Annotated in this window: 9 protein-coding genes; 4 read left to right on the forward strand and 5 right to left on the reverse strand. The window is 61.4% G+C overall.

Annotated elements, in window-relative coordinates; genetic code table 11:
• Positions 1-36: 36 nt before the first annotated feature.
• The 4 genes from AC0V6T_RS04785 to alaS all read left to right on the forward strand — a co-directional run bounded on the left by AC0V6T_RS04785 (position 37) and on the right by alaS (position 7,330).
• The gene (locus AC0V6T_RS04785) at positions 37-570 is read left to right on the forward strand and encodes a DUF2062 domain-containing protein (protein ID WP_007164537.1); all 534 of its coding nucleotides are present in this window, start codon (positions 37-39) and stop codon (positions 568-570) included.
• A 134-nt stretch (positions 571-704) separates the two neighbouring features.
• Positions 705-3,152: a response regulator gene (locus AC0V6T_RS04790; protein ID WP_486128495.1), complete on the forward strand. Its 2,448-nt coding sequence runs from the start codon at positions 705-707 to the stop codon at positions 3,150-3,152.
• Between the two features lie 163 nt (positions 3,153-3,315).
• Positions 3,316-4,380, forward strand: coding sequence for a recombinase RecA (gene recA / locus AC0V6T_RS04795; protein WP_007164535.1), 1,065 nt, complete (start codon positions 3,316-3,318; stop codon positions 4,378-4,380).
• 286 nt (positions 4,381-4,666) lie between these two features.
• Positions 4,667-7,330, forward strand: a complete 2,664-nt coding sequence (alaS, locus tag AC0V6T_RS04800; protein ID WP_486124793.1) for an alanine--tRNA ligase — start codon at positions 4,667-4,669, stop codon at positions 7,328-7,330.
• 3 nt (positions 7,331-7,333) lie between these two features.
• Here the strand turns inward: alaS and AC0V6T_RS04805 are convergent, their stop codons facing one another.
• From AC0V6T_RS04805 to AC0V6T_RS04825, 5 genes are all read right to left on the reverse strand, one after another.
• Positions 7,334-7,519: a hypothetical protein gene (locus AC0V6T_RS04805; RefSeq protein WP_007164533.1), complete on the reverse strand. Its 186-nt coding sequence runs from the start codon at positions 7,517-7,519 to the stop codon at positions 7,334-7,336.
• 48 nt (positions 7,520-7,567) lie between these two features.
• Complete coding sequence (locus AC0V6T_RS04810) at positions 7,568-9,331, reverse strand: cation:proton antiporter domain-containing protein (protein WP_486124795.1); 1,764 nt, start codon at positions 9,329-9,331, stop codon at positions 7,568-7,570.
• 31 nt (positions 9,332-9,362) lie between these two features.
• Entirely contained in the window at positions 9,363-11,006 is a 1,644-nt protein-coding gene (locus tag AC0V6T_RS04815) for a GNAT family N-acetyltransferase (protein ID WP_486124797.1), read from the reverse strand.
• 101 nt (positions 11,007-11,107) lie between these two features.
• Complete coding sequence (locus tag AC0V6T_RS04820; RefSeq protein ID WP_111992790.1) at positions 11,108-12,328, reverse strand: NADP-dependent isocitrate dehydrogenase; 1,221 nt, start codon at positions 12,326-12,328, stop codon at positions 11,108-11,110.
• A gap of 186 nt (positions 12,329-12,514) precedes the next feature.
• Positions 12,515-12,928: an NAD(P)H-binding protein gene (locus AC0V6T_RS04825; protein WP_486124799.1), complete on the reverse strand. Its 414-nt coding sequence runs from the start codon at positions 12,926-12,928 to the stop codon at positions 12,515-12,517.
• Positions 12,929-12,995: the final 67 nt, after the last annotated feature.

Below are 12,995 nucleotides of genomic sequence, written 5' to 3' on the forward strand. Positions count from 1 at the left end.
CCGTTCCGCTGGATGGGACACGCCTTGGCGCGCTACATGCCGAGCCGAGAGGAAATGGCTCGCAGCAAGTATCTCGCACCAATTGCGCACCGGTTCCTGTCGCCTGAGCTTTGGCGCTTCACGCGTCGCTCGGTTCCGCGCGGGGTTGCTCTGGGGCTGTTCAGTGCATTCATCCTGCCGGTGGGACAGATATTCCTCGCCGCCTTTCTCGCGCTTCCTGCACGGGCCAATGTGCCGCTCGCTGCTGCTGTCACCTTCGTGACCAACCCGTTCACCATTGCATTTTGGGCAGTGGTCGCAAACCGGGTGGGAACCTTCATTCTCAAGATCGATGCGGCCGCCGCGCAGGTCGCCAGCGCCAAGGCGGGCTCTACCTGGTGGGCGTCCTTCGTCGACTTCTTCGAACTTGCCGGGGTGACCGTGGTGGGCTTTGTCGTCCTCGCCGTCGTCTCGTCGGCAATCGGTTATCTCATCTCCGGCGCGATCTGGCGACTTATCGTTGCACGCAAGCGGGCAAAACGGCTGAAAGTGATGGGCAAGCGGCTCGACCTGAGCGCTGACGCAAACTAGGCTGGAAGGCCTTTCTAGACGGGCGTTCGTGCGCTCACCTTGCAGCCGACAATCGACGAAGAGCCGTACCCAGCGTGAAAGCCCCCAGCACCGACACTTCTTCAAAATCCTCGCCATCGCTGCTTTTGACAGGGGTGGGGGCAGGGCTGCTGTTGAGCGCGCTCGCGGTGTTCCTGGTAAGCGGGGACTGGATCGTCGGTGTCGCTTATGCGGCGGGCCTGATCGTGCTGCTGGCCGCAGCCTTCGCCTTTGAACGCTACACCGCCGAACCATCGCAGGCGGAGGTCGCCGCAGCCGATTGGTCGGTAACCGTCGCAGCGATCGAGGCAAGTGGCGGCGCATCGGATGATCGCGCGGCGGAAGCCATCGCCATCACCGACAGGGCAAACAGGCTGGTCTGCGCGAACACGCCTTTCACCAACGCTTTTGGCGCTGAAAGCGCCCCGCCGGCGCTTGATCTGGATCGCCCCGAACTCGAAGCCATGAGCAAACTCGCGCGCGAAGCGTGGCGCGATGGCGATGCAAGCCTTGCTTCGCTTGATAGTCAGGGGGGCAGGGAATGGTCGGTCAGCGCGGCGCGCGCCGGGCGCGGCGACGACCACCTCATCTGGCGCTTTACTCCGATCATCGCTGCGACAAGCGATCCGCTCGCCAAGATCGACCTCTCCGGACCTTTTGGCGCGATGTTGAGCCGCGCAGGGATCGAGGCGGCCATCACCGGACCTGACGGCATTATCCGCTCGGTCAGCGCAGGGTTTGCCGAGCGCGCTTCGGGTGACGAGGCTGCGACGCTTGCCGGGCAGGAATTCGTTTCACTGCTGCGCGCCGACCAACGCGATCGCATCTTCTTCGCACGCGAGGGGCGCAGCGGAACGCCGCAGACGCTGATCGACGTGCCGCTCAGCGAACCGGGTCTTGCAGGGATCACTCCGGGCCCGGACGAAGGGCTTTCAATGATGCTCCTGGTCGACAGCGGCGTCGGCATCGGAACCGGCTGGGACGGAGCGTCGCAAGCGGGCGTCGCGCAGCTCGAAGCGCTGCTTTCGCAATTGCCGCTCGGCCTCGCAATGGCAGACCGCGACGGACGGTTCCTGTTTGGAAACGAAGCATTCCTGCGCTCGGTCGATCGCGAGGGAAGGGGACTTCCGCCATTTCCGACCGACCTTGTCGTGCGAGAGGACAAGGGTGCACTGTCCGACGCCGTGCGCCGCCACGGACGCGGGCCTGCGACAAGCGGCGACATGGCCGTGCGCCTGACCTCGAGCCCGGAAGAACCGGTCTCGATGGGACTTGCCGGTGTGCGCGGGCTGGGCGAAGCGGCGGTGCTCCTAAGCCTTGCCGATTCCAGCGAGGAAAATCAGCTCAAGCGGCAGGTTGCACAGGCGACCAAGATGCAGGCGGTGGGCCAGCTTGCTGGCGGTGTTGCGCACGACTTCAACAACGTGCTCACCGCGATTATCGGGACGTGCGACCTCATGCTGCTGCGCCACACGCCGGGTGACAGCGACTATGACGACATCCAGCAAATCCGCGCCAACTCCAACCGCGCAGCCTCACTGACACGGCAATTGCTCGCGTTTTCGCGCCAGCAGACCCTGCGTCCTGAAATCCTGCAATTGCCTGACGTAGTCAGCGAAGTGAGCCCGCTGATCAAACGGCTGCTCGGCGAGAAGATCGACTATTACGTCCAGCATGACCGCAACCTCGGTGCGGTGCGCGCCGACCCGCAGCAGCTTGAGCAGGTCATCATGAACCTTGCCGTAAATGCGCGCGATGCGATCAATTCCAATACCGGTCACGGGCGAGCGATGGGCGGTAAGCGGCAGGGACGGATATCGCTCCTCACGCGCAGCCTGGAATCGAACCAGGTGGTTAAGCTCGGCTCCGAAATCCTGCCGCCTGCCGACTACACTGTGCTTATCGTGGAGGATAATGGCGGCGGTATCCCGACCGAGGTCCTGCCCAAGCTTTTCGAACCCTTCTTCACCACCAAGGAACAGGGCAAGGGCACAGGGCTCGGCCTTTCGACCGTCTACGGGATCGTCAAGCAATCGGGCGGCTTTATCTTTGCTGACAACGCCACCGATGCGAGCGGGCGGCCCAAGGGAGCGCGCTTCACGATCTACTTCCCGGTCCACAAGGGCGTGGTCCCGCGCAAGCAGGTGGCCCCTGTGAGCGAGGCGTCCTCCGATTGGTCGGTGGGCGGCAAGATACTGCTGGTCGAAGACGAGGACATGGTCCGCGCCGTCGCCGAACGCGCCTTGTCGCGCGCCGGATATCAGGTCACGCCTTGTGCTGGCGGGGAGGAAGGGCTTGCCGCCATCGAAGGTGACGGCGATTTCGACCTCGTTGTCAGCGATGTCGTGATGCCCGGAATGGACGGGCCCGCCATGGTGCGCGAAATCCGCAAAGCGCATCCAAAGATCCCGGTGCTCTTCATGTCGGGATATGCCGAAGAATCTTTGCGCAAGGATATCGACATTCCCGACATGCACTTCATTCCCAAACCTTTCAGCGTCGCTGCAATCAGCGACAAGGTCGGCGAAGTCATGCGTGCAGCCAAGGCAGCGCAGGACGCCTGATTTATTGCTCATTCACAGGGCGTGTGAAAAAAGTTTTGTTCTACTCTTGTTCTTATGGAACAAACCGTATACATCCGCTCCAACAGGGGGCGCTCGACGGGCATCTCCAACCGGCTGGTTAAAACTCGCTAATCAGCCCTAGGCAAGCGAAGGAGTGCATGCGATGGCTACCAATCTCAAGCTCGTAGAGAAGGAAAAAGACGTGGACCGTCAAAAGGCGCTCGACGCCGCTCTTGCACAGATTGATCGCGCTTTCGGCAAGGGTTCGGCGATGAAGCTCGGCTCGAAAGAGGCGATGCAGGTTGAATCGATTTCGACCGGGTCGCTGGGCCTCGATATTGCTCTTGGCATTGGCGGCCTGCCCAAAGGCCGCGTGATCGAAGTCTATGGCCCGGAAAGCTCGGGTAAGACGACGCTCGCACTGCACTGCATTGCAGAGGCTCAGAAAGCCGGCGGTACGGCGGCCTTCGTCGATGCCGAGCATGCGCTTGATCCGGTCTATGCGAAGAAGCTGGGCGTCGACATCGACGAACTGGTCGTCTCGCAGCCCGACACGGGCGAGCAGGCACTCGAAATTACCGACACGCTGGTCCGCTCGAACGCGGTTGACGTGCTGGTGGTCGACTCGGTCGCGGCGCTTGTCCCGCGCGCAGAAATCGAAGGCGAGATGGGCGATTCCCACGTCGGCCTGCAAGCGCGCCTGATGTCCCAATCTCTGCGCAAGCTGACCGGGTCGATCAATCGTTCCAAATGCATGGTGATCTTCATCAACCAGCTGCGGATGAAGATCGGCGTCATGTACGGCAACCCCGAAACTACGACCGGCGGTAACGCGCTCAAGTTCTACGCTTCGGTTCGCCTCGACATTCGCCGCACCGGCCAGATCAAGGACCGCGACGAGGTGATCGGCAACTCGACCCGCGTGAAAGTGGTCAAGAACAAGGTCGCCCCGCCGTTCAAGCAGGTCGAATTCGACATCATGTATGGCGAAGGCATCTCCAAGATCGGCGAGATTCTCGATCTCGGCGTGAAGGCCGGCATCGTCGAGAAGTCGGGCAGCTGGTATTCCTATGACAGCGTCCGCATCGGCCAGGGCCGCGAGAATGCGAAAACCTACCTCAAGGAAAATCCTGAAGTTTGCGACAAGTTGGAAGCCGCCATTCGCGGTAAAACCGACGAGGTCGCCGAGGAAATGATGACGGGCCCGGACGCGGATACCGACAGCTGATCCTCAAGCGGGCGCCCTGCTGAAACCTCGTCTTTTGACGAGGGAGGGGCGGATCAAAGTGCGGGCCTTTCAGGGTCCGCCGCCCGGAGAAACGGAACAGCGGCGCGTACCTTGCTCCCTTTATTCAGGAGCGACAGGTCCGCGCCGGTTTTTCGTTGCGCAAAGACCGCGCGCTGGGACCGGCCGATTGCTGGGATAGGCGGTGCTGCAACAGGGGTGATCCGAATGGGGCAAGAACCGCTCCTTTCGCTTGTCGCTTCCGCAAGCATTGCCTAACTGCCAATCCATGACTTCGACCAACGATATTCGCCGCTCCTTTCTCGACTTCTTCGCAAGTGAAGATCATGTCGAGGTGCAAAGCGCGCCGCTTGTCCCGCACAACGATCCGACGCTCATGTTCGTCAATGCGGGCATGGTTCCGTTCAAGAACGTCTTTACTGGTCTCGAAACACCTCCGGGGCCGCGCGCCACGTCCTCGCAGAAATGCGTTCGCGCCGGTGGCAAGCACAATGACCTCGACAATGTTGGGTACACCGCGCGTCACCACACTTTCTTTGAGATGCTCGGCAACTTCTCGTTCGGCGACTATTTCAAGGAACAGGCGATCCTCAACGCCTGGACCCTGCTGACCAAGGAATGGGGGCTTGCGCCCGAAAAACTGACGGCGACCATCTATCACACGGATGACGAAGCCTTCGATCTGTGGCGCAAGATCTCCGGCCTCCCTGAAGAACGCATCATCCGCATCGCGACCGCCGACAATTTCTGGTCGATGGGCGATACGGGTCCATGCGGTCCGTGCTCCGAGATTTTCTACGATCACGGCGATCATATTCCCGGCGGCCCTCCCGGAAGTCCGGACGAGGATGGCGACCGCTTCATCGAGATCTGGAACCTCGTTTTCATGCAGTTCGACCAGGCGGCCGATGGTACGCGACGCGATCTGCCGAGCCCGTCGATCGACACCGGAATGGGCCTCGAACGCATCGCTGCTGTCATGCAGGGTGTCCACGACAACTACGACACCGATACGTTCAAGGCGCTGATCGCGGCATCGGAAAACCTGACTGAAGTCCCTGCGAGCGGTGAGAACACTGCCTCACACCGCGTGATTGCCGACCATCTGCGTTCGACATCTTTCCTGATGGCTGACGGCGTGCTGCCCTCTAACGAAGGCCGCGGTTACGTCCTTCGCCGCATCATGCGGCGCGCCATGCGGCATGCGCACCTGCTCGGCGCGAGCGAGCCCCTCATGCATCGCCTTGTACCTGCACTCGTATCCGAGATGGGCCAGGCTTATCCCGGACTTCAGCGCGGGCAGTCACTGATCGAGGAAGTGCTGCTTCGCGAAGAAACGCAGTTCCGCAAGACGCTCGATAAGGGCCTCAAGCTCCTCGACGAAGCCACCGGCTCGATGTCTGAAGGTGGCGAACTCGATGGCGAAACCGCTTTCAAGCTCTACGACACATACGGCTTCCCTTACGATCTGACCGAAGACGCTTTACGCGCCCGCGGCATCAGCGTCGATCGCGGCGGTTTCGATGACGCAATGGCGCGACAGAAGGCTGCCGCCCGCGCAGCCTGGAAAGGCTCGGGCGAAGCCGCATCGGACGAAATCTGGTTCGACATCGCCGAACGCGAAGGGGCAACCGAGTTCACAGGCTATTCGACCACTTCGGGTGAGGGCACCGTAGTCGCTCTCGTCAAGGATGGCGCCGAAGTCGACAGCGCGTCGGCAGGCGATGAGGTCATGGTGCTGACGAACCAGACGCCGTTTTATGGCGAAAGTGGCGGCCAGACCGGCGACACCGGAACAATTAGCACGCCTGCCGGATTGGCAGCGGACGTCACCGACACGAGCAAACCGCTCGGCCGCTTGCACGCGCATCAGGCCAGGATCACTGCTGGCGAGGTCAAAGTCGGCGACAACGTTCAGCTCGACGTGGACGCAGAGCGACGCACACAGATCCGCGCCAATCACTCGGCGACGCACCTTGTCCATGCAGCTCTACGAAATCAGCTCGGTGATCATGTTACGCAGAAAGGCTCGCTTGTTTCGCAGGAGCGGCTGCGCTTCGACTTTTCCCATCCCAAGCCGCTCTCGGCAGAGGACATCGTTGCGATCGAAGATGAGGTGAACGCCGAGATCCTCGCCAACGAGCCGGTCGGCACGCGCCTGATGAGCCCTGACGACGCGGTCGAGGCTGGCGCGCTCGCTTTGTTTGGTGAGAAATATGGCGACGAGGTCCGCGTGCTCTCGATGGGGCGCTCCGGCGGCAGCGGCCGCAACTACTCGGTCGAGCTGTGCGGCGGCACCCATGTCAGCGCGACAGGCGATATCGGCCTTTTCCGCATAGTCTCCGAAGGTGCCGTATCTTCGGGCGTTCGCCGGATCGAGGCGTTGACTGGCGATGCTGCGCGCAACTGGCTCGTCGCGCGCGAAGAGGCGCTCAAATCCGCTGCCGGCGCAATCCGCGCAACACCGGAGGAAGTCCCGGCGCGCGTTGCCGCACTTCTCGATGAGCGCAAGCGGCTTGAGAAGGAACTGGCAGAAGCCAAGAGAGCCCTCGCGCTTGGCGGCGGCGGTTCAGGCGGCGGCCCGGCGACTTCGGCTGATGAGCAGGTTGCCGGGGTCGCGTTCAGCGGACAGGTCCTCGAAGGGCTTAACCCCAAAGAGCTTCGCCCGCTGCTTGATGAAGCGAAAGCGCGGCTTGGCACGGGCGTTGCCGCAATCGTTGCCGTCAATGATGGCAAGGCGAGCATTGCTGCTGCCGTGACCGATGACCTCACCGACAAGTTCAGCGCGGTTGATCTTGTTCGCGCAGGTGTCGAGGCGCTTGGTGGCAAGGGTGGGGGTGGCCGCCCCGACATGGCACAAGGCGGCGGCCCCGACGGCTCAAAAGCCGCCGAGGCCATCGCTTCGGTCAAATCCGTGCTTGAAAGCGCGTAAGCGTTACGCGGCGGGCGTCTGCTTCGTCACGCCGCTGCTGCCCTGTTCGACATCGTTGCCGCCGGTATCACCGGGGTGGCCGCGACCCTGATCGGTCGGCGCCTGGTCTTTCAGCGGGTCCTGTACGTTTTGCGGCTTGAACTTTTCGTCGTTCGGCGTGGGCTTGGTAGGGTCGACATCCTTGGTCATGGGTTTCTCCTTTGTCTAAAAGGATTACCCGCAAGCTGCCCACTTGGTTCAATTTTCGACCGTTGACGTCCTCAGTTTCGGAGGGGACTTGAGCCCTCCGTCGACCTCCAGCTGTTCTCGAAACTCGTCACGCTTTTCATGGATCGAGGCGATCACCGGGCCCATGGCGACGCCGATATCGACCAGAACAGCTTCTGAGAGCTGCAACGAGCTTTCGAGATTTTCGGGCACGGCGTGGCTAGCGCCTGCTCGGTAAAGCTGCGCTGCATGGTCGGTATCGCGGGCGCGCACGACGATGAGCAACTCGGAATGGTCGGCACGCAGCCTGGCTACGAGGCGTTGTGCCAGCACCGGCTCGTCCATGGTGAACACAAGCGCTGGTGCCTCCGCGATACCGACCCGCGCAAGCACATCGCCGCGGGCCGCGTCACCGAACATGACGCGATAACCCTTGCGCTTGGCCGCATCGACTACGTCGGGATCGGAATCGATCAGCACATGGGGTTGGTCATGCGCTGTCATCATATCGGCAATCAGCCTTCCTACACGTCCTGCGCCAACGATGATGGTGCGCGGTTCGCCGTCGTCATCGTCGGGTAGGTCTGGAACGGCCTCGACCCGGCGAGCGATAGCTCTACCGAGCTTGGCAAGAAGCGGTGTGATCGTGAGACCGATTGCCGTAACGATCTGCCAGAACTGTGCGGTTTCGGTGTCGACAACAAGCGCGCTCGTCGCTGCTGCGAGCACGATCAGGGTGGTTTCCGATGGGCTCGCCATCAGCACGCCAGTCTCTGCCGCCGTAGAGCGCCGCGCGCCCATCATGCGCAGCAGGGCACCGGTTACGACCGCCTTGAACACCAGCACACCGACGACCGCTCCCATGATGGTGCCAAGATCGGCCCAGATCACGCGCAGGTCGATGCTCATGCCGATGGTGATGAGGAACACGCCGAGTGCTAGGCCCTTGAATGGCTCCATGATGCTTTCGACTTCGCCGTGGTACTCGGTCTCCGCGATCAGAAGGCCTGCAATGAGCGCACCGACGATGGGTGAAAGGCCGGTGGCGGCGGTCGCTAGGCTCGCGCCGATCACGACCAGCATGGATGCGGCGAGAAACAGCTCCGGGCTCTTTGTTCGCGCCGCCTGGCTGAACAGGCTTGGCAGGGCGAAACGCCCCGCGACGAGGAGGACGAGGATCACGATACCGCCCTGGATCAGGGTGTTCGTGAGGTCGCTCACGCTGTCGCCCGATGCGGTCGGAGCGAGCGCGCCGAGGATGAAGATGATCGGGACGATCATGATGTCCTCGAACAGCAACATCGACAGGGCTGCGCGTCCGACCGGGCTCTTGGTCCCGGAAATCGGCAACACGATGGCGGTCGAAGAAAAAGCGAGGGCAAAACCAAGCGCGAGTGCGGCCTCGGTCGCCATGCCGCTCGCATAGCCGAAGAAACCAGCCGAGATGCTGCCGATGATTAGCAGTTCGAGGCTGCCGAGCCCGAAGACGAGCCTTCGCAATTGCCACAGGCGATTGAACGACAGCTCAAGCCCGATCGCAAACAGCAGCAGGATTATGCCGAAGTCGGCGAAGGGTGTTAATCGGTCAGGGTCCGATATCGTGACATATCGCAGCCACTCAAACTGATCGACCAGCGACCCGAGCCCATATGGGCCAACCAGGATGCCGATCAGGATGAACCCGATGATCGGCGTGATCCGAAAGCGAGCGAAAACGGGGATGACGATGCCTGCCGATCCGAGGATCACCAGCGCATCCTGCATCACCGGGGACATGGTAAGTTCGCCTGCCATGGCTAGGACTTACCTGTGTCAAAAGGTGCTGTCATCCGCCACCGTGCCCTCTTGACCCGCTCGCAGAAGCAGCAGGCGTGTCGACTTTTTCTCCGAGCGGATCGGAAATGTTGCCCACGCGCCTGTCCCACTCGATTCGGTAGAGATCGAAGCGGCGATCGGCGAGGTTCTGCACCGTGCCCTCTGCGCGGGCCCATTGCAGGTCTGAGAGATTGACGTCGCTGATGGTTAGCGTTTCCACGTTCTCCGATGCCTCAGCTGCGATACCGTCGCGGGCGAAGGGGAAGTCGCACGGGGTCAGGATGCAGCTTTGCGCGTACTGGATGTCCATGTTCGCGACATTGGGCAGATTGCCGACATTGCCGCTCATCACGACATAGCACTGGTTCTCGATCGCGCGGGCCTGCGCGCAGTAGCGCACCCGCATGTAACCCTGGCGGCTGTCGGTGCAGAAGGGCACGAAAATGATCCGCGCGCCTTCATCGACAAGGCGGCGGGCAAGCTCTGGAAACTCGCTGTCGTAACAGATGAGGACGCCGATAGGGCCGCAATCGGTCGGAATGGCATCGATGCTGTCACCGCCCTTGATGTTCCACCAGTACGCCTCGTTAGGCGTGGGGTGAATCTTCTCCTGCGCGTAGATCGACCCGTCGCGAAGGCAGACATAGGCGACGTTGTGGATGTCGCCATCGGGCATGCGGGTGGGGTGCGAGCCGCCGATGATGTTGATGTTGTAGGCGAGCGCCATTTCCGAAAGCTTGGTGCGGATTCTCGGCGTGTATTCGGACAGGCACTCGATCGCTTCCAATGGGCTGAGTTCGTCCTCCTCTGCGCTCAGCAGCATCAGCGTGAAGAGCTCGGGAAAAACGATGAAGTCGCTTTCATAGTCGGCAGCGACATCGACGAAATATTCGACCTGCTTCATGAATTCGTCGAAGTCCGCGACCGCGCGCGCCTGTAGCTGACAGGTGGCAATGCGAACGCCCTCGACATCGCGCGGCAGACGGTGCTTCTTTGGCGCATCGGCATCGACATAGGGGTTGCGCCAGACCATGCGCACCGCATTGCCGCGGCTCGCCTTGTCTTCGGGCAGATACTTGGGGAGGATGCCCGCAGGCTCGAACCCGTTGGCAAGCTGGAAGCGCAGGACCGGATCGTGGACCTTACCCTCGAGGATCAGGTCGAGATATTCCTGCGGGTTCTCGGCCCGGTTGTTCTTGCGACGCTTGGCCCGTGCATAGCCCGGCATGCGTCCGCCAAAGACAATGCCGGTGAGGTCAAGCCGCTCGGCAAGCGCGCGCCGTTCTTCGTAAAGCCTTCGCCCGAGACGGCTTCCACGCACATTGGGATCGACGCACAATTCATAGCCATAGAGCCAGTCGCCAGTCGGATCGTGGCGAGAGCCAAAGCCGTTGCCGGTCACCTCGTCCCAGGTGTGATCAGAGAGTGCGACCTTCTCGTCGAGCCGCATCGAAGCGCAGTAGCCGACGATCTTGCCATCGAGCTTCGCGACGAAACATCCCTCAGCGTAGTTGTTGATCTGCCCGCGGATCTCACCCTGCGTGTAAGCGGGCAGGTCATCATAGGCGCGGCGCACAAGATCGCCGATGGCGCGCACGTCCTTGAGCTTGGCCTGCCGGACTTCAAGCCGGGCCTTGCTGCGGGTCTGGGTCATTTAGGCTTGTCTCCAAATGCACAAAGGGCGGCCTGCTCCAAAAGAGAGGCCGCCCTGATGCTACGCCGTAGTGCGGGCGTTGTTCCGCCTTAGAAAGCGGATCAGGCCCAGCTCTGCATTTCCTTTTCGAGGTTCTGCACGATTGCCTCGAAGAACTGCTCGGTAGTGAGCCAGTTCTGGCTCGGACCGATGAGCAGAGCGAGGTCCTTGGTCATCTGGCCGTTCTCGACCGTTTCGATGCAGACGCGCTCAAGCGTTTCGGCAAAGCGAACCACATCGGGAGTGTCGTCGAACTTGCCGCGATACATGAGGCCGCGGGTCCACGCGAAGATCGAGGCGATCGGGTTGGTCGAAGTCGCCTTCCCCTGCTGGTGCTGGCGATAGTGGCGGGTGACGGTGCCGTGCGCGGCTTCTGCCTCAACGGTCTTGCCATCGGGTGTCATCAGGACCGAAGTCATCAGGCCGAGCGAGCCGAACCCTTGCGCAACGGTGTCGGACTGAACGTCGCCGTCATAGTTCTTACAGGCCCAGACGAACTTGCCCGACCACTTGAGCGCCGAAGCGACCATGTCGTCGATCAGGCGGTGCTCGTAGGTGATGCCGGCTTCCTTGAACTTGTCGGCGAATTCGGCGTCGAACACTTCCTGGAACAGATCCTTGAAGCGGCCATCATAGGCTTTCATGATCGTGTTCTTGGTCGACAGGTAGACCGGCCATTTGCGGTCGAGGCCGTAATTCATCGAAGCGCGAGCGAAGTCGCGGATCGAATCGTCGAGGTTATACATCGACATGGCAATGCCGGCGCTCGGGAAGTCGAAAACGTTGAGGTCGATCTCGGTTCCGTCATCACCATGGTAGACCATGCGCAGCTTGCCCGGTCCCGGGATCAGCGTGTCGGTGGCGCGATACTGGTCGCCAAATGCGTGGCGGCCGACAACGATCGGGTGAGTCCAGCCCGGTACGAGGCGCGGGACGTTGTCGATGACGATCGGTTCACGGAACACCACGCCGCCAAGGATGTTGCGGATGGTGCCGTTGGGCGACTTCCACATTTTCTTGAGGTCAAACTCCTCGACGCGCGCTTCGTCAGGGGTGATCGTCGCGCATTTCACGCCAACGCCGTACTCCTTGATCGCGTTGGCTGCATCGATGGTGATCTGGTCGTCGGTTTCGTCGCGCTTTTCGACCGAGAGGTCGTAATACTTCAGGTCAACGTCGAGATAGGGCAGGATCAGCCTTTCGCGGATCCACTGCCAGATGATCTTCGTCATCTCGTCGCCGTCGAGTTCGACAACCGGGTTTTTGACCTGAATTTTCTGCATGGCTAGCGCCTCATCCTTGTGGAATGTCTGTGAGCGTTAGGATGTCTGATGTGATCCCTTGCGAGCGCTCTAGCAGAGGCTGCGCAGGGCGCAAGGTGTCGAAGGTCTAATGCGACCCGACTTGTTGCAACCGACATGCAAAAGCGGAAACGGGAGTTGGGCGGCGCGCATCAACGGCGCGCCGGCTCAGAACGGCCAGAGTTCCTCGATGAGGGCTGGCGGTGTCTCTAGCTTCACGTCTTCCTTGCGCGCGATGAAGGGACGCTCACGGACGTGTTTGTCCTCAAGCGCGCATTCGAGCATGAATTGCGCAAGGTCGGGGCGCCGAGTGCGCAGTGTGCCCCGGGGCATGTCGTCCAACGAAACCTCATAATCGCCGGTAAGCTTGCGGTTGAGCAACCAACCGGGACGCACTGCCGTCCAGTCGATATCTTCGCACACGTGCAATACTCGCTCCATCTCTCCCATCTGGCGAAAGATGCGATCAAGCGCAGCCGTCGCGCCCTTGAACCAGAGCGGTACGGTGGCTTTCGGATCGGCAAAGGCTGCGGAGATGACGACAAGGCGCTTCTTGCCGGTCTTGCGCATGGCCTCAACCATGTTGACCGCGCCTTCGGTGTAAAGGGGGGAGGGTTGATCAACGTCTGCGGATCGCGGCCCAGACCAA

This window comes from Erythrobacter sp. S158, from assembly GCF_057364915.1.